At 70.7% G+C, this 17,410-nt stretch carries 16 protein-coding genes; 8 read left to right on the top strand and 8 right to left on the bottom strand.

The window, feature by feature from the left end; translation table 11 throughout:
* The first annotated feature begins 7 nt into the window (after window positions 1-7).
* Window positions 8-493, top strand: a complete 486-nt coding sequence (locus tag C8E87_RS19440) for an NUDIX hydrolase (protein WP_239079802.1) — start codon at window positions 8-10, stop codon at window positions 491-493.
* Here C8E87_RS19440 and upp read toward each other — a convergent pair.
* On the bottom strand, window positions 490-1,122 hold the full coding sequence (gene upp, locus C8E87_RS19435) for a uracil phosphoribosyltransferase (protein ID WP_133874410.1): 633 nt from the start codon (window positions 1,120-1,122) through the stop codon (window positions 490-492). The two genes, C8E87_RS19440 and upp, sit on opposite strands and share 4 nt — an antisense overlap.
* 60 nt (window positions 1,123-1,182) lie before the next feature.
* Between upp and deoC the strand changes: the two genes are divergently transcribed.
* From deoC to C8E87_RS19410, 5 genes are all read left to right on the top strand, one after another.
* Complete coding sequence (gene deoC, locus C8E87_RS19430; RefSeq protein ID WP_133874409.1) at window positions 1,183-2,133, top strand: deoxyribose-phosphate aldolase; 951 nt, start codon at window positions 1,183-1,185, stop codon at window positions 2,131-2,133.
* Window positions 2,134-2,138: 5 nt separating this feature from the next.
* A complete protein-coding gene (locus tag C8E87_RS19425) occupies window positions 2,139-3,563 on the top strand; it encodes an aldehyde dehydrogenase family protein (RefSeq protein WP_133874408.1) in 1,425 nt (474 codons plus the stop codon).
* A complete protein-coding gene (locus C8E87_RS19420) occupies window positions 3,556-4,380 on the top strand; it encodes an aldehyde dehydrogenase family protein (RefSeq protein WP_133874407.1) in 825 nt (274 codons plus the stop codon). The genes C8E87_RS19425 and C8E87_RS19420 overlap by 8 nt, the downstream gene beginning before the upstream one ends.
* A 100-nt stretch (window positions 4,381-4,480) precedes the next feature.
* On the top strand, window positions 4,481-5,353 hold the full coding sequence (locus C8E87_RS19415) for a SatS C-terminal domain-containing protein (protein WP_133874406.1): 873 nt from the start codon (window positions 4,481-4,483) through the stop codon (window positions 5,351-5,353).
* 32 nt (window positions 5,354-5,385) lie between these two features.
* Window positions 5,386-7,671: a transposase gene (locus C8E87_RS19410; protein WP_133874405.1), complete on the top strand. Its 2,286-nt coding sequence runs from the start codon at window positions 5,386-5,388 to the stop codon at window positions 7,669-7,671.
* 331 nt (window positions 7,672-8,002) lie between these two features.
* On the opposite strand, the gene C8E87_RS19405 is transcribed toward C8E87_RS19410, so the two are convergent.
* Entirely contained in the window at window positions 8,003-8,902 is a 900-nt protein-coding gene (locus tag C8E87_RS19405; RefSeq protein ID WP_239079801.1) for an aminoglycoside phosphotransferase family protein, read from the bottom strand.
* A gap of 236 nt (window positions 8,903-9,138) precedes the next feature.
* Between C8E87_RS19405 and C8E87_RS19400 the strand changes: the two genes are divergently transcribed.
* A complete protein-coding gene (locus C8E87_RS19400; RefSeq protein WP_166661197.1) occupies window positions 9,139-10,098 on the top strand; it encodes a glycosyltransferase in 960 nt (319 codons plus the stop codon).
* 163 nt (window positions 10,099-10,261) lie between these two features.
* On the opposite strand, the gene C8E87_RS19395 is transcribed toward C8E87_RS19400, so the two are convergent.
* Together C8E87_RS19395 and C8E87_RS19390 are read right to left on the bottom strand one after the other, a co-directional pair.
* Window positions 10,262-10,909, bottom strand: coding sequence for a 4a-hydroxytetrahydrobiopterin dehydratase (locus C8E87_RS19395; RefSeq protein WP_133874402.1), 648 nt, complete (start codon window positions 10,907-10,909; stop codon window positions 10,262-10,264).
* Between the two features lie 18 nt (window positions 10,910-10,927).
* On the bottom strand, window positions 10,928-11,383 hold the full coding sequence (locus tag C8E87_RS19390) for an Lrp/AsnC family transcriptional regulator (protein WP_133874401.1): 456 nt from the start codon (window positions 11,381-11,383) through the stop codon (window positions 10,928-10,930).
* Window positions 11,384-11,492: 109 nt separating this feature from the next.
* Between C8E87_RS19390 and C8E87_RS19385 the strand changes: the two genes are divergently transcribed.
* Window positions 11,493-11,954, top strand: a complete 462-nt coding sequence (locus C8E87_RS19385; RefSeq protein WP_133874400.1) for a DUF2000 domain-containing protein — start codon at window positions 11,493-11,495, stop codon at window positions 11,952-11,954.
* 68 nt (window positions 11,955-12,022) lie between these two features.
* Here C8E87_RS19385 and C8E87_RS19380 read toward each other — a convergent pair whose 3' ends face one another.
* The 4 genes from C8E87_RS19380 to C8E87_RS19365 all read right to left on the bottom strand — a co-directional run bounded on the left by C8E87_RS19380 (window position 12,023) and on the right by C8E87_RS19365 (window position 17,057).
* A complete protein-coding gene (locus C8E87_RS19380; RefSeq protein WP_133874399.1) occupies window positions 12,023-12,610 on the bottom strand; it encodes a GTP-binding protein in 588 nt (195 codons plus the stop codon).
* A 1-nt stretch (window position 12,611) separates the two neighbouring features.
* On the bottom strand, window positions 12,612-12,992 hold the full coding sequence (locus C8E87_RS19375; RefSeq protein WP_133876937.1) for a DUF742 domain-containing protein: 381 nt from the start codon (window positions 12,990-12,992) through the stop codon (window positions 12,612-12,614).
* Window positions 12,993-13,083: 91 nt separating this feature from the next.
* Window positions 13,084-13,488 carry a roadblock/LC7 domain-containing protein gene (locus C8E87_RS19370; protein WP_014447580.1) on the bottom strand — a complete coding sequence of 135 codons (405 nt, stop codon included), beginning with the start codon at window positions 13,486-13,488 and terminating at the stop codon, window positions 13,084-13,086.
* Window positions 13,485-17,057 (bottom strand): sensor histidine kinase, encoded by a 3,573-nt coding sequence (locus C8E87_RS19365; protein WP_133874398.1) that lies wholly within the window; start codon window positions 17,055-17,057, stop codon window positions 13,485-13,487. Before C8E87_RS19365 ends, C8E87_RS19370 begins: the two co-directional genes overlap by 4 nt.
* Window positions 17,058-17,410 lie beyond the last annotated feature (353 nt).

Raw genomic sequence — 17,410 nt, 5'->3', positions numbered from 1 at the left:
CCGTGCCGTGCAGGCGATCATCGCGACTCTGGGCTACGTTTTGTCACCCGACCGGGACAGTGTGTTGATGGTCCGGCGTGACACCCGTCCGGATGATCTTCACTACGGCAAGTACAACGGCCTGGGCGGCAAGCTGGAGCCGGACGAGGACGTGGTGAGCGGCCTGCGGCGCGAGATCCACGAGGAAGCCGGGATCGACTGCGCGGCAGTCGAGATGGCGGGCACGATCTCGTGGCCCGGTTTCGGGCGCGGCGGGGCGAACTGGTTCGGCTTCCTGTTCCGCGTCACCGCCTGGACGGGCACCCCGCTCAGCGGCAACGACGAGGGCAGCCTGCACTGGGTGCCGGTCAAGGACGTGCTGGCCGGCAACGTGCCCATGTGGGAGTCCGACCGGCACTTCCTCCCGCTGGTCTTCGCCGACTCCCCCACCGTCTTCCACGGCGTCATGCCGTTCCAGGACGGCCGTGCCCTCAGCTGGAGCTACAGCTCCTAGAACCTGCGCATGCCGCCGAACTGGCGGTCACCGGCGTCGCCGAGGCCGGGGACGATGTACTTCTTGTCGTTGAGACCCTCGTCGATCGAGGCGGTGACCAGGCGGAGCGGCAGACCCGACTCCTCGAGGCGGCTGATGCCCTCGGGGGCGGCCAGCACGCAGCAGATGATCACGTCGGTGCAGCCGCGGTCGACCAGCAGCCGGCAGCAGTGCAGCAGCGAGCCGCCGGTGGCCAGCATCGGGTCGAGCACCAGCACGGGCTGGCCGGACAGGTCGCCGGGCAGCGATTCCATGTACGCCCGGGGCTCGTACGTGTGCTCGTCGCGCGCCAGTCCGACGAAGCCCATCGACGACTCGGGCAGCAGGGCCAGCGCCGAGTCGGCCATGCCCAGGCCGGCCCGCAGCACGGGCACGATCAGCGGCGGGGTGGCCAGCCGGATGCCCTCGGTCGGCGCCACCGGCGTGCTGATCGGGTAGGTCTCGGTGGCGAACGTACGCGCCGCCTCGTAGACCACCATGGTGGTCAGCTCGTGCAGGGACGCCCGGAAGACGCCGGAGTCGGTGTCCGACTTCCGCATCGCGGTGAGGCGGGTCTGAGCCAGCGGGTGATCTACGACGAGTACGTCCACGCCGATCAACCTACCGGTCAACCAAGATCAACTGTCGGGGGCCCGCGTAGAATCGTTCTCATGACTGCGACAGCGACGTCAAGGCTGTCCGGCCTGCCCGATTCACCCGCCGATCTCCGGACCTTCCTGCACGGACTGCCCGGCGTCGACAAGGTGGGCATCGAGGCCAGGGCGGCGGCGCTGGGCACCCGATCGGTGAAGACGACCAGCAAGGCGCAGGCGATCGACCTGGCCATCCGGATGGTCGACCTCACCACCCTCGAGGGCGCCGACACCCCGGGCAAGGTGCGCGCCCTGTCGGCCAAGGCCCTGCGGCCCGACCCGGCCGACCCCACCTGCCCGCCGGTCGCCGCGGTCTGCGTCTATCCGGCCATGGTCCCGACGGCGGCCGAGGTGCTGGCCGGCTCGGGCGTCCACCTGGCCAGCGTCGCCACCGCCTTCCCGTCCGGGCAGGCCCCGCTCGACGTGAAGCTGGCCGACACGCGTGACGCGGTGGCCGGCGGCGCCGACGAGATCGACATGGTGATCAGCCGGGGCGCGTTCCTGGCCGGTGACTACGCCCGCGTCTTCGACGAGATCGTCGCGGTCAAGGAAGCGGCCGGCCCGGCCCACCTCAAGGTCATTCTGGAGACCGGCGAGCTCGCGACGTACGACAACGTGCGCCGCGCCTCCTGGCTGGCCATGCTGGCCGGCGCCGACTTCATCAAGACCTCCACCGGCAAGGTCGGCGTCAACGCCACTCCCCCGGTGACGCTGCTGATGCTCGAGGCGGTGCGCGACTTCCGCGAGCGTTACGGGCGGCAGGTCGGCGTCAAACCGGCCGGCGGCATCCGGACGACGAAGGACGCCATCAAATACCTCGTGATGATCAACGAGACCTGCGGCGACGACTGGCTGCATCCCGACTGGTTCCGGTTCGGCGCGTCGTCCCTGCTCAACGACCTGCTGATGCAGCGCACCAAGCTGACCACCGGCCACTACGCCGGTCCTGACTACTTCACGCTGGACTGAGGCCGATGTCGCTTTTCGAGTACGCCCCCGCGCCCGAGTCCCGCTCGATCGTCGACATCGCCCCCTCGTACGGGCTGTTCATCGACGGCGAGTTCGGCGAGGCCAAGGACACCTTCAAGACTATCAACCCGGCCGACGAGCAGGTCCTCTCCGAGGTCGCCCTGGCCGGGCCGGAAGACGTCGACCGGGCCGTGGCCGCGGCCCGCCGCGCCTTTGAGAGCTGGTCCGCGCTGCCCGGCTCGGAGCGCGCGAAATACCTGTTCCGGATCGCCCGCATCCTGCAGGAACGCTCCCGCGAGCTGGCCGTGCTCGAGTCGCTCGACAACGGCAAGCCGATCAAGGAGTCGCGCGACGTCGACCTGCCGCTGGTCGCCGCGCACTTCTTCTACTACGCGGGCTGGGCCGACAAGCTGAAGTACGCCGGCCTCGGCCCCGACCCACGGCCGCTCGGCGTGGCCGGGCAGGTCATCCCGTGGAACTTCCCGCTGCTCATGCTGGCCTGGAAGATCGCCCCGGCGCTGGCCGCGGGCAACACCGTGGTGCTCAAGCCGGCCGAGACGACGCCGCTCTCGGCGCTGTTCTTCGCCGACATCTGCCGTCAGGCCGAGCTGCCGCCGGGCGTGGTCAACATCGTGACCGGCGCCGGTGACACCGGCCGCTACCTGGTCGAGCACCCCGACGTCAACAAGGTCGCCTTCACCGGCTCGACCGAGGTGGGCCGCCAGATCGCCCGCTCGGTGGCCGGCACGGGCAAAAAGCTCACGCTCGAGCTCGGCGGCAAGGCGGCCAACATCGTCTTCGACGACGCGCCGATCGACCAGGCCGTCGAGGGCATCGTCAACGGCATCTTCTTCAACCAGGGCCACGTCTGCTGCGCGGGTTCCCGGCTGCTGGTGCAGGAGTCGATCGCCACCGAGCTGCTCGACTCGCTCAAGCGGCGGATGGCCACGCTGCGGGTCGGCGATCCGCTCGACAAGAACACCGACGTCGGCGCGATCAACTCGGCGGCGCAGCTCGCCCGCATTACCGAATTGTCGGAAATTGGGGCGTCGGAGGGCGCGGAACGCTGGTCGCCGCCGTGCGAGCTGCCCGCCCGTGGCTTCTGGTTCGCTCCGACGATCTTCACCGGCGTGACCCAGGCCCACCGGATCGCCCGCGAGGAGATCTTCGGCCCGGTGCTGTCCGTGCTCACCTTCCGCACGCCGGCCGAGGCGATCGAAAAAGCCAACAACACCCCGTACGGACTCTCGGCCGGCATCTGGAGCGAGAAGGGCTCGCGGATCCTGGCCGTCGCCGACAAGCTGCGGGCCGGCGTGGTCTGGGCCAACACGTTCAACAAGTTCGACCCGACGTCGCCGTTCGGCGGCTACAAGGAATCCGGATACGGCCGCGAGGGTGGCCGGCACGGCCTGGAGGCATACCTTGCCTAAGTCCTCGACCCCGTCCCGCCTCGCGGTGCGGAAGACCTACAAGCTGTACGTCGGCGGGAAGTTCCCGCGCAGCGAATCAGGACGGACCTATCTGGTGGACGGCGACAACGTGGCCCTCGCCTCGCGCAAGGACGCCCGCGACGCCGTGGTCGCCGCCCGCGCGGCCCAGCCCGGTTGGGCCGGGGCCACGGCGTACAACCGCGGTCAGGTGCTCTACCGCATCGCCGAGATGATCGAGGCCCGCCGGGCCGAGTTCAAGTCGCTGGGCGTGCCCGGCTCCGAGGTGGACGCGGCGGTCGACCGCTGGGTCTGGTACGCGGGCTGGTCCGACAAGATCGCCCAGGTGGCCGGCGGGGCCAACCCGGTGGCCGGCCCGTTCTTCAACATCTCGGCCCCCGAGCCGACGGGGGTCGTCGGCGTGGTCGCCCCCGGCTCGCTGCTCGGCCTGGTCAGCGTGATCGCCCCGGCCGTCGTCACCGGCAACACGGTGGTCGTGGTGGCCACCAACCCACAGGTCGCGATCACCCTGGGCGAGGTGCTGGCCACCTCGGACGTGCCCGGCGGAGTGGTCAACCTGCTGACCGGCCGGGCCGCCGAGATCGCGCCGTGGCTCGCCTCGCACGACGACGTGAACGCGCTCGACCTGTCCGGGGTCGACGACGCCGACCTGGCGACCGAACTCGAAAGGGCGGCCGCCGGCACCCTCAAGCGGGTCATTCGGCCCACCTCGGGCGTTGACTACTCGGAGGACCCCGGCACGGGCGCGATGACCGCCCTTCTGGAGATCAAGACGGTCTGGCATCCGAAGGGCTTCTGACCGGTTGCACCGGACCGGTCAGTGCTCTTCCAGCCTCGCCCATTAGGGTGTGTCGGCAGAATCACTCGTCCCATAGGCCAGATTGATCCCGGAGGTCACCGTGACCAGCCAGTCCGACGAGCCCGAGGCGTCCGCGCCCGTGGCCGCGAAGTCCGCCGAGTCCGGCGGCCTCTCCGGGCGTGCCCTCTGGGAGGAGACCGGTGTCGAGCCGGTCGAGATCGCGCTCCCCGGTGGCGTCGCCCTCACCCTGCGGGCCTATCGCAAGGCGTCCACGCTGACGCCGACCGAGATCGAGGCCGACGAGGACGACCCCTTCGAGGCCCGTAAACGCCGCGCCGCTCAGGAGGACGACGACGAAGAGGTCATCGTCGACGAGGAGTTCCAGGCGCTGGTGGCCGAGGGCGAGACGGACGACAAGGCGGCCGACGAGCCCGATCCGGCCGACTTCGAGGACGAGGCGGACGAGGCCGATGCCCAGGCGGCGGATGAGGAAGTGCCCGCCTTCCTCACGCACAAGGGCCGGTTGATCGCCTTCAAGACACCCGAGTCGCTGGTCTCCTTCATTCGTTCGGGTGCTCCCCACGATCTCGCACAAATCGACTCCTGGAGCACCCTGGCCCAGCGGGTACAGTCGACCGACATCGACCCGCTGCCGGAGAACCGCTACGAGCTCGACCTCGTGGTGGAGAACCTGCGCGGCGGACACGACACATGGGACCTTCCGTTGCTCATCGCCGCGGGCGAGGTTGCCCGTGACCTCGGTCACGCCCTTCGGATCAAGCAGGTGATCCTGGCACTGGCGCCCGGTTCGCCGCTCGACGACCTGGACGAGTCACTTCGTTCCGCCGAGTCCGGTGGAATGGGCGGATTCTTCGGTCGCCGTCGATTGAAGAAAATCGGGGCACAACAGGCAAGTCTCGGCTGGCGCTCGGTAATCGGCAAGATCTCTGCAGCTGTGGACTGGCGCGACTGACCCCTCACCAGGGACCATCAATCCTTGGCCGAATGACAGTTGCCCCTGGGGAGGAGGACGACGCCGTGGCGCTCGTGCGCGTTTACTGCGGTCTGGCGTCGGCGGATGAATCGGTGCGTGGGGCTTCGGCCGCACAGCTGACCATCGCCGTGGTGGACGACGCAGGACGACTGCTCGGCGTTCACGAGATCAGCGACGACCCCGGCGGCTACGCCGAGTTCGGCTCGCTGCTCGTGGAGCGCACGAGTGGATTCACCGACGCCGCGGTCGCCGCCGACAGCGACGACCACCTGGTCACCTCCCTGCTCACGGCGGCCGGCCGGCCGCTCGTGGTGGCCGACGACGACACCACCGACGACTTCGCCGAACGGTTCGCCGACGACGACTCCGTCGAAGAAATGCAGGCGCCGCCGGCCGCGCGCCGGGCCGTCGGCCTGGCCCGGGCGTTGCAGGCGGGCGCCCTCACGGCCGGCGCCCTGCCCGTGCCGCGTGACCTGGTGAGCTACAAGCCGGTCCTCGCCGCCCACGTCGCGCTGCTCAGCGGCCGCCACGGGGCTGCCATCGCCCTGCGCGAGGTGCTGCGCGAGCTCTACCCCGCTGCCCTGCGGGCCTATCCCGACCCGGCTCACCCGCTCGCCCTGGCAGTGCTCGACGCGCTGCCCGAGCCCGGCCGCCTCACCTCCCAGGGCGAGCCCCAGCGTGTCGCCGAGGACGTGGCCGGCGAGCTCACCCGGGCCGGCTCCGGCACCGAGGACGAAATCATCGCCGCGGTCACCGCCCTGCAGGTCGCGATCAGCGAGTCCCCCCGCCGCGGCGGGGTCAACAAGTCGCTGGCTCCCGCTGCAGGCGAAACGGTCCGCCAGGCGGTCGCCTCGGTGCGCGCCGCCGACGCCGCCTGCGCCTCCCTGATCGGCACGATCGCCGCCCGCAGCACCCCGGCGGGCAGCCGCCGCCCGCGCCGCACCACCGAGCCCGCCGCGCTGCAGCCGGTGCCGGGCGAGGGCTCGCGCTTCGGCCGGCGTGCCCGCCCCGAGCCCGCGTCCACCGGCACCGGCCCGGTCTCGCCGCGCCCGCTCACCACGCCTCCGGTCGCGCCCGACCCGGTCATGCCGCCGCCGCTGGCCCCCCGGCCGGTCACGCCGCCACCGGCCGCACCCGCGGCCCTGTTCCCCAACCGCGCGCCCGCCCCGGGCAACCGGCCGATCTCGACGCCGCCGCCCCCGCCGGGCATGACGCCGATCACGCCGGGCTCGCGACCGGGTTCGCGCACCTCCACGCCGCCGACCGGCACGACGTTCCCGGCAGCCTCGGTGTCGCCGGCCGCCTCGGCGCCGTCCTCCGGCGCGCCGAACGGCTCCACCCCCGCCGACAGCGGCCAGCCGTTCCGGGCCACGCTGACCAATGCGGCGATCAACAGCGTCCGGGCGGAGCGTCAGCGCACGGTCATCCCGCCGCGCCCCTCGACCCGTCCCACCAGCCCGCCGCCCGGCGAGGCCACGGACTACTCGCTGCCGATGCCCGCCCAGCGCCCCGGCGGGCAGGAGGCTCCCGAGCCCGGTTCCCGCGCCAACTGGCCGCTGATCAACCCCAGCGGCAACGACGACGCGTTGACCACGCCGGCCGCCTCGACGAGCGCCCCGCCGTCCGACGGCCGGGTCCGCCCGCCCTGGCAGGACATGCCGAAGGAGCCGCCCGCCCTGCGCCTGGTCGACTCCCAGCTGGCCAACGGTCTCGACGCCACCGTCACCGACCTGCCCGCTGTCACCGACCCGCCGCCGCTGCGCCTGGTCGAGGGCCGCAACGGCACCCGCCGCCCGTCGTCCCCGTCGACGACAAGCAGCAAACTGACAGCGCTCGACCGCAGCATGAACCCGCCGGTCCCCTCCGACGCCAACGACACCGACCTGCTGATCTTCGCGGCGGCCCGCTCGGCCTGGTTCACCGGCCACAACGACCAGTCCGACAAACTCGACTGGACCAACCCCAACGACTCGGGCTGGCGCGCCGCCGAAAAAGCCTCCACCCCCGCCGTCGCCGCCGAAACCGCCGCCGGTCTGCCCAAGCGTGTGCCCCAGGCCAACCTGGTGCCCGGCGCCCCGCTGCGCGACGAGCGGCCGCTCCGCATCGTCCGCGACGCCGCCAGCATCGCCGCCCACACCACTGGCTACTTCCGCGGCTGGCGCCGAGGCCAAGAGATCGGTGGCTTCGCCATGGGCGGCCGCCCGGGCCGCGAGGCAGCCGGCGGCTGGGACTTCACCCGCGACCGCGAGGGCGCAGACGAATACCGCAACAACAACGCGGGGTACGGCTCTCGCTGATCGGCTTCGTACGTCGTTCGACCCGGCTCTCGCCTCTGCGGGGCCGGGTCGTTCGTTTCGGCACCCACATCGCGTGTCCGGGGTGCTGCGGACCCGTCCGGCCTGCGGTTGCGCCTTCGCCGCGGGCCACGCCATCCGTACGACGCACGGCCCGCCCCGCCGGACCCACACCGGGCTGTGCTCACAGGTGCCGCGAGTCGGGTGTCGCCGCGAATCGAACGATTTATCAGGTGAGCGATCGACGCACGCCCTTGAGGGCCGGCTCCGCAGCCCGTTGCATGTGAGTACGTCCTTCCATGGGCCGAACGCTGACCGGCGTGGGTAGGGCTGCTCACACGGCTTTCAAGACACGGTCCAGTGCGGAGCGGCCGACAGGGCCCCAGTTCGGCTTGCCGCCGGGGAGTCCTCGGTCTCCGTTCTGGCCCATCAGCATCAGGAACAGGCTCTTCATGGCGGCCAGCCCGCGGGCACGGCGGATGGTTGCCTCGTCGGCCCGCGCGTAGCTTTCGAAGAACCGGGCGGCGCTTCCGGAGGGGAGCAACAGCCAGGCGGCGCCGAGGTCCCACGCCGGATCGCCGGCGAAGAGGGCTCCGAAGTCGACTATGCCGGCCAGTGTGCCACCGGCGACGACCACGTTCGCAGGGTGCAGGTCACCATGCACCCATACCGGTGGGCCCGGCCATTCGGGGGTGGCCGCGGCCTCGTTCCATACAGCGCGGATGTCGGCGGCGGCGAAGCCGGAGGACTTCAGGTCCACAGCGCTCAGGAAGCGTTCGAAGCCGTCCCTGGAGTGCTTGGGGTGGGTGCCGAAGTCGGAGGCCACCGGCGCGTCGGCGGGCGCCTCCACGTGCAGCGCCCTGAGGAAGGCGGCCAGCAGGTCGGCCGCGTGGTCGCCGTGGTCGATGGCCGCTTGGTCCAGGGGTGTGCCGGCGACCCAGGTCATCACCGTCCACAGCTTTGCGAAGCGCTCGGACGGTTCGCCGCTGCGGACGGGAACCGGGATCGGCAGCGGCAGGCGGGAAGCCAGCAGGGGCAGCCAGCGGCGCTCCTTCAGTTGCGGGCCGGGGTTGTCGTCCATGCGCTGCATCCGGACGGCCAAGTCGTCGCCGAGGCGCCACATCTGGTTTCCCCAGCCGCCCGCTACCTCGCGGAGGGGCAGATGGGCCAGATCGGGATGTTGCTCCCGGAGCAAGTCGCGAACCAGATCCGCGTCGACCTCGGAGCCCGTCACGGAAGCCACCGTAGTCGAGCTGTCGGGGACAGGCCGTACGCGAGATGGGCGGCCCATGAAAGGGACAGCACGTGGAACGCTTCTCGTCGGGTGACCCACCACCACGGCCGGAGCGCGCGCTATGGCCTGGGGCGTCGCCTGGGTCGCGAGGTGCCGCGGGTTCGGTGTGGTGCGGTTGGGGGAGGCGACGAGGCGTACGGGTTCAGGTTTGGGGTTGAAGTGCCGATTCGGGGTTGGTGAGCATTCCGTTTCTTGTGGCCAGCCTGATCGTGCGGGATGAGGAGTCGGAGATCGGGGGCTGCCTGGACGCCCTCGAGGGGGTGGTGGATGCCGTTCGGGTGCATGACACGGGATCGCGCGACCGGACCGCTCAGATCGCCGCAGAGCGTGGGGCTACGGTCACCCGGGGGCGGTGGCAGGATGACTTCGCTGCGGCCCGCAACGAGGCGCTGGAGGGGTGGAGCGCTCTCTGGGTGATGACGGTCGACGCGGATCAGCGTTATGCCGGGGACCCGCGGGAGCTGCGGCGCTTTCTCGAGGCGTGTTCGGCCGATGTCGTCGAGGTCGAGGTGGACAACGCGCACGACGAGTTGCCCTACACGAACACCGCGGCCCACCTGCATCGGAAGGGTGCGGCGCGGTGGGAGGGACGAGTGCATGAGCGGCTGACCGGGACGACCGTGGCGGCGCCTCGTTCGGCGATCGTGTTGAGGCACCACGGGTACGCGGATCCGGAGCACCGGGCGGCCAAAGCGCGGCGCAACGTGGAGCTGGCCCGGTTGACGCTCGCGGAGGCGGGGGACGATCGGGAGCTCATTGCCCGTACGCTGCTCGACCTCGGACGCAGCCTGGTCGGGGCGGGGCGGCAGCAGGAGGCCGCCGACACGTTCGAGACGTTGCGTGAGCTCTTTCCGGGCACACCGGAGTGGCTGCACGGCACCGACTTCCTGGCCCGCCTGGTGCTGGCGGCGGGTCTGGACGACGTCTGCCTCACCCTTACCGAACAGCTGCGGGCGGCGGGGGCGCGGCCGGACTACTGCGACTGGCTGGCCGCACAGGCCCTGGCCCAGCTGGGTGAGCTCGCCACGGCGGCCCGGCTGCTGGACGGGGTTGCCGAGGTGGTCGACACCAGCGGCCGGCGCCAGGACCCGCGGGCGCTCGCGGAGTTGCGGAAGCTGATGGCGTCAGTCCGCTGAACCCCCGTCCCGCGCCGATGGCGTCAGTCCGGTGAGTCCCTGTCCCGCGCTGATGGGGTCAGTCCGGTGAGTCCCTGTCCTGCGCTGGTGGCGTCAGTTCGGTGAGTCCCTGTCCTGCGCTGATGGCGTCAGTCCGGTGAGTCCCTGTCCTGCGCTGATGGCGTCAGTTCGGTGAGTCCCTGTCCTGCCAGGTGCACAGGCACATGCGGTTGCCCTCGGGGTCGGCCAGCACCCAGAACGCGGGGGCGTCGGCGTCGCTGACCAGGGTGCCGCCGGCGGCCAGGGCGGCGTCGATACGCGGCTGCACCTGGGCCGGGTCGAGCCACAGGTCGGGGTGCCAGCGCTGGCGGCCCTGCTCGTTGCCGGAGCGCTGAAACCACACCACGGGCAACCGGTCGGACGGATCGATGAGCTCGCCGTCGTCGGTCGGCACGCCGAAGACGGCCGCCCAGAACGGCGAGACCGCTGCGGCGTCGGGGCTGTCGAGCGACCACTCGAGCCGGGACACAGGGCCGGACGACGGGCGCAGGCCCAGCCCGGACGCGACGGACGAGATGGCCCGGGCCAGGCGTACGTCCCGGCTCGTCACCCCGCCGACGTCGTGGCTGCTCAGCCTGACGTCGACGGCGGGGTAGCGCAGGGTCAGGTCGGGGTGGTGGTCCATCTGCTCGGCCACCTCGCCGATCGCGTTGACCAGGGCCAGGCCGGTGGCGAAATTCTTGGTCTCGATGCAGGTCTGCAGGCCGGCGGGCACGTAGACCCAGCCGTCCAGCTTCTCGGCGGCAACCTGCCGCCCGTCGAGCTTCGTCATGTGCCCATCGTCGTCCCCTCACCGCGACGGCGCGATCCCGTTGTTGCGAATGTGCTCGTAGACGATCGAGGTGCGCACGTCGGCCACCTCGGGGCGCTGGGTGAGCCGGTCGATGACGAACTCGTAGAGGCTGTCGTTGTCGGGGACGGCCACGTGCACGATGAAATCGTCGGTGCCGGTCGTCACGTACAGGCCGAGGGTGTCGGGCAGGGTGCTCACCCACTCGCGGAACGCTTCGATGTTGCGGCGCGACGGCGGCCGGATGCGGATGGCGATCAGCGCCTGCACCGGCCGGCCGATCGACTTCAGGTCGACGTCGAGGATCGCACCGCGGATCACGCCTCGCTGCCGAAGGGCGCGGGTGCGGTCGAGGGCCGTGGTCGGTGAGACGCCGACGGCCGCGGCGACCTCGCGGTTGGTCTTCCGTGCATCCGACTGGAGTTCGCGGAGGATCGCCTTATCTAGTTCGTCCAAGTCCGCCAAATCAGGCCCCGTTTCGATACTCGTACGGATGTGTTGCCGCTCAACCTAACAGGTGCCTAGCATTTCGTCCGTACGCTGACCAGTTGCACGGAGAGGGCAGATGATGACCGGATTCGCCCCGGACGAGATCGACCAGAGTGCGCCCACCCGCGCGGCCCGGCTCAAGTGGGTGGTGGTGGTCGACGCCGACCTGCCGCCAGGGCGGGCCGCCAACGCCGCGATCTGCACGGCCGCCGCCACCGCACGCGCGGTCGAGGGGCTGCTGGGTGACGACGCGGTGGACGCCGACGGCAACGCCCACCCGGGGCTTCCCTGGGCCGGCTGCGCTGTGCTCGCTGCCGGCTCGGAAACACTGCGCACGATCCGGGCCAAGGCAGCCGCGCGTGCCGACTTCTTCGTCGCCGACATGCCGGCGGCGGCTCAGCACACCCGCGTCTACAGCGAATACCTGGACGCCGTGAGCGCCACCGAAGCCGACAAGATCGACTACTACGCGGTGAGTGTGGTCGGGCCGCGCAACCCGGTCGACAAGATCGTCGGCAAGCTTCCGCTGCTCGGCTAGCGATCACGCCCGCTTTTGGACAGCACAAAGCCCCGCACCGGCATCCGGTGCGGGGCTTCGACCAAGCGTCAGGCGGGCGCCACCGCGCGTGTACGACGCATCGTCAGCACATACTCGACCAGCGAGATGAGGACGTTCTTCGTCGACTCACGGTTACGCGCGTCGCAGCTCACCACCGGGACGTCGCTCGAGATCGCCAGAGCGTCCCGTACGTCCTGAGCGTTGTGATACTGCATGCCGTCGAAGCAGTTTATGGCCACCAGGTACGGCAGCCGCCGGTGCTCGAAGAAGTCGATCGCGGCGAAGCAGTCGGCGAGACGCCGAGTGTCCACCATGACGACGGCACCGATCGCGCCTCGAACCAGCTCGTCCCACATGAACCAGAAACGGGTCTGGCCCGGCGTGCCGAACAGGTAGAGAATCAGGTCGCGGTCGATGCTGATGCGGCCGAAGTCCATGGCGACGGTGGTCGTCATCTTCCCCGGAACCTGCCGGTTGTCGTCGACACCCACACCCGCCGAGGTCATGATGGCCTCGGTGGTCAGCGGGGTGATCTCCGAGACCGAACCGACCAGCGTCGTCTTACCGACGCCGAACCCGCCGGCGATCACAATCTTCGCCGACGTCACGCGCCCCGCAGCGGGACGGTGCGACATGTCAGAGCCTGCGAAGTCCACTCAGCACCCTTTCCAGCAGTTCAGTGCCTACCGCGTCGGTCTCGTCGTCCAGCGAGGTGGGCTCGTACACCGCGACCAGGCCATCAGAGGCCATGTCGGCAACAATCACACGAGCCACACCGAGCGGCAGTTGCATGCGTGCGGCGATCTCGGCCAGCGACTGCACTCGGCCGTTGTCACACATCGCCGCGATGTACTGATGCTCGCTTCCACCCTGCCCGCCGCGGCTCATCCCTGATCTGCCGCGAACGGTTGTCTCGACCAGCGCTTCCAGCGCTATCTCAAGCTTCGGCCGGGTCCGTCCGCGGGTTACGGCGTACGGCCTGACCAGCGCGCCGGTCGGCTCATCGCGTTCGGGCATCGTCACCGCTCACCCCTTCCTCGAACCCTTAGAAGTGTCTCTAGTTTTCAACTTTTTGAACAGCGGCCGAAGACTCCGGCCCGCTGCCCGTTCAGCCGAGGACCCCAGCCGCCGACCGTGGGGCGGGGGTCAGGGCCTCGCCGACGCGGTCGACCAGGAGGGCCATCTCGTAACCCACCTGTCCGACGTCGCAGCTGCGCGCCGCGAGCACCGCGAAGGACGAACCATCCGAGATGGACATCAGGAAGAGGAACCCGTTGTCCATCTCGACCACCGTCTGCAGCACGGCGCCACCCTCGAAGCACCGAGCGGCGCCTTGAGTGAGGCTTACCAGGCCGGAAGCGATGGCTGCCAGCTGATCGGCGCGGTCCCGGGGAAGGTCCCGTGAGGCCGCCAGGAGCAGACCATCAGCGGAGACCGCGATCGCATGTGCGACGCCGGGTACGCGGTCGGCGAAGTTGGCCAGGAGCCAACCGAGATCCTGCGTAGATGTCATGCCTCATGCTCCTTGCCAGCCTGCGACGACTGCTGCCCTCCCGGAGTCTCCTCCGGGTTGGTCGATTCGGTGTTGCGTCCGCGCTGCACACCGCGGTGGTACGCGGAGAGCAGGCCACGGACGCCCTCGGGGGTACGACGCTGAACGGAGTTACCGCCCCGGTCCACACCACCGGGGACGAGCTGCGCCATCGGGGTGCGCTTGGGCAGGCCGGCCGTGGTCGTGGTGTCGACCTGCGCCTGCGCCGCCGCTTGAGCGGCCTGCCAGCCCTCGTCGGCCGCGGTCTGCCACGGGTTCGTGGCGGTGCTGCCGGTGGAGCTGACGCCGTTCGACGCGGCGCCGTTGGCGGCGCCGACACCAACAGTAGCCGGGTCCCGGTCGCGCGACTCCGGCGAGACGGCCTGTTGCGGCACGCCGACCGTTCGCGCCGGCTCCCCGGTGGGGATCCGCTGCGAGCTGACCGGCTCGTCGAGGCCGTTGGACGACGGCTTGGTCTCGGCCGGACGGGCCGTGGTGAACCAGGCCGACTCGAGCTCCCGGAAGATCGGCAGCTCCATCGTCTCGTCGGCGAACTGGCCCTGGCCGGCGTCGCGCTGACGAGCGGCCTGGGCCGCCGCGATCTGCGCCGCCGCCGTGGCCTGGGCCTCGGCCGCCTGAGCCGCCGCGGCCTCGTGAGCCGCACGGGCCGCCGCAGCCGCCCGCTGGGCCTCGGACTGCGGGCCACCCGAGGTGGGCGCGGCCGAAACCGGCGAGGCGGGCGGGGCGGACGCCGGGATCGGCGCGGTCTGCGGGTTGGCCGGACGCTCGACCTGCGGACCCTGGTCGCGCTGCTCCGGACGGTAACGCGGGAGCTCGGCGGTCATGTCGAGCGCCGCGGCGAGGCTCTCGGGCACGTGCGGCGCCTGGGGCTCGCGCTCCGGGGCGACCGGCGGCCAGGCCGGCGGCGCGGCCGAAACCGGGCTGTCGGTCGGCGGTTCCGCGTGGGGCGGCGACGATACCGGGTTACCACCGTACGGCGGGGCGGACGGCACCGGCGGAGCGGAGATCGGCGGCACCGGCGGGGCCGAGACGGGCGGGACGAACGGGTTGCGTCCCTGGGTCTCGGGGTTGGCCGGAAGCTGACGCGGGATGGTCGCGCCGAAACCGTTCGTGTCGCCCTGGGGCGGCTCGCCGTTGCGGCGCTGCGGCAGCCCGTCGGGACCGGCGAAGCCCTGCGGCGCCCCGGGGTGGCCGGACGGCAGCGGCGGGATCGGCTCGTTGCTGCGCGGGCCGTAGAACCCGTTCGAACCGTTGGCGCCGGAGCCGTTGCTGCCGCCGTTGAGACCGTTGAGCGAGCCGTTGGAGCCGAAGCCGTTGGACGGCGCACCGGTCAGGTCGGACCAGGCCGGGACCGAGCGGCCGTTCGTCCCGAGCATGCCGCCGGAGTTCATCGGCGGGTTCGGGTCGAACGGGCGGCCGGTCGGGTAGCCACCGCGACCGCCGCCGCTCTCGAGCGCGAGCGGCTCGGGCATGCCCGGGCGGCCCTGCTCGTCGTAGCCGGCGCCGACCTGCATGCGGCCCGCGCCGACGGCGGGCTGACCCCCGGTGAGCACCGAGAGCGGCAGGCCGACCTCGGCCACCGTGCCGCGCTCGTTGTCGGCCGGGCGGAGCTCGACCTTGACGGCGTGCCGGTTGGCCAGCCGGGCGACCACGACCAGGCCCATCATGCGGGAGACGGCCACGTCCACCATCGGCGGGTTGGCCAGGCGCTCGTTGAGATCGCGGAGCTGCTCGCGGCTGATGCCGATGCCGCGGTCCTCGACCGAGAGCAGGGCGCCGTCGCCCAGCCGCCGGGCCTCGACGATGACCGTCGAGTTGGGCGGTGAGAAGGCGGTCGCGTTGTCGAACAGCTCGGCGACCAGGTGGACCATGTCGTTGACGGCGTGCGCCGCCACCTCGATGTCCCGGTCGATCATGCCGAACTCGATGCGCGTGTAGTGCTCGACCTCGGACTGCGCGGCGCGGAGCACGTCGATCAGGGCGGCCGGCTCGCGCTGCACGCGGGTCGAGTCGGCGCCCGCGAGAACCAGGAGGTTCTCGTCGTTACGGCGCATTCGGGTGGCCAGGTGGTCGAGCTGGAAGAGCTCGGCCAGACGGTCCGGGTCTTCCTCGCCGCGCTCGAGCCGGTCGAGGTGACCGATGAGCCGGTCGACCAGGATCTGGGAACGGCGGGCCAGGTTGACGAACATCGTCGCGACCGAGGCCCGCAGGGCGGCCTGCTCGGCCGCGGTGCGCACGGCCTCGAGGTGAACCGCGTTGAACGCCTCGGTCACCTGCCCGAACTCGTCGCGGCTGCGGACCGGTAGGGGCTCGGCGATCTGGTCGGCCACCTGGGCCGGGGTCATGGACGCGGACAGCTGCGGGTCACGCAGCCGGCTCACGGCGTGCGGCAGGCCGTACTGCGCGACCGAGAGGGCGCCCTGTCGCAGCTCACGCAGCGAACGGGCCATCGACCGGGCGACGAGCCAGGCGAACAGGATGGCCAGCAGCAGCATGCCGAGCAGCACGCTGGTCTCGATGAAGACCCGCCGGTTCACGTCGTTGCGCAGCGTGGTGGCCTCGTTGACGATGTCCGAGTCCATCTTGGCCTCGACCTTGCGGAACTCCTGGCCGTACGCGACGAACGCGTCGTCCCACTGCGCCGTGTTGAACGGGATGCGGCGGTTGTTCTGCGCCTGGTTCCGGGTCAGCGGGTCGGAGTAGTTCGTCGCGCCCCGGCCGCCGGTCGAGTTCTCGATCTCGACGAACGCCTTGCGGTCGGCCGCGTTACCCACCTGCTGCAGGGTGTCGCCGGACAGCTTGTAACCGAGCTGTGCCTGCAGCAGCGCCTGACGGAGCCCGGGGGTGACCTCGCGGGCCGCGATGACCTCGTGGCCGATGTCACGCTGCTGGGAGATGAACTCCTTGGCCGTCGCCACCGCGGCCACGGCGCGCAGGTGGTCGCTCAGCTCGGTGTCGCTGGCGAGCTGAGCGGCCGCGTTGCGCACGGCCAGCAGGTCGCTGATCAGCTTGGTGTAGGTGTCCTGCACCGACTGTTTGTCGGCCGACCGCTTGTTCGCGATCTGGCTGCGCTGGGCGGGCAGTTCCTCGAGGTTGCGGTCGAGGCGCAGGAGGAGGGTGCTGACGTTCTCGGGAACGTCGTCGAGCGCGGCCTTCTGCTGTGCGTAGGGCACCTTGGCCGCGTCGACCTTGGCGTTCTCGGCGGTGTAGTCCTGTTTCGCCTTGGCCAGATCGGGGCTTTTCGCGTCGTCGATCGTCGTGATCTTCATGCCGTAGGCGCGTTCGTTCTGCAGATGGTCGACAAGACCACCGGCCGCCTCCGACAGCACCGAAAGGGTGCGGGCGCGCTCCGCGTTGTTGGCTTCATCGATGTGGTCGACCAGGCCACTGACGCCGACGATGATCGTCGCCAGGGTGGGCACCAGCATGATGAGGCCAAGCTTCGACCAGATCGGCAGATCTCGCAGCCGATCGGCCGGCCGACGGAGACGCGACATGACGCCGGTCGCCGTCTTGGGGCGCTTGCTCACGTCACCGTCCTCCTGTTTCGGGCCCCGGCACTCGGCTTGCCGGGCGCCACACACGGCCGACTGCCGCGTCGGGCCCCCGAGATTCCATCACGACGAGTGTCAAAGAGAAAGGGCCGCCGGACACGGACCGGTTGTGTGACGCAATGTTGCTCTGACGTCGCCGATCAATATCACGGACTGTAGATGTGAACTTTTCTCAGTGTCACTCTGTCGGGCCGTCCCGGCGCGGGGGTACGCCGATACGACCGCGCACGATCGTAAAGGATCGCGGCAGGAGGAACGATGTCGCGGTTGCGAACGATCGGCAAGGTGAGATGCCGGATTTCGCAGTGTTTGTAGGGACCATTCTGGCC

Source organism: Paractinoplanes brasiliensis (assembly GCF_004362215.1).
GTDB classification, from domain to species: Bacteria; Actinomycetota; Actinomycetes; order Mycobacteriales; family Micromonosporaceae; genus Actinoplanes; species Actinoplanes brasiliensis.
Note: the sequence above shows the minus strand (reverse complement) of the source record. Positions and strands in the feature narration are given on the sequence as shown.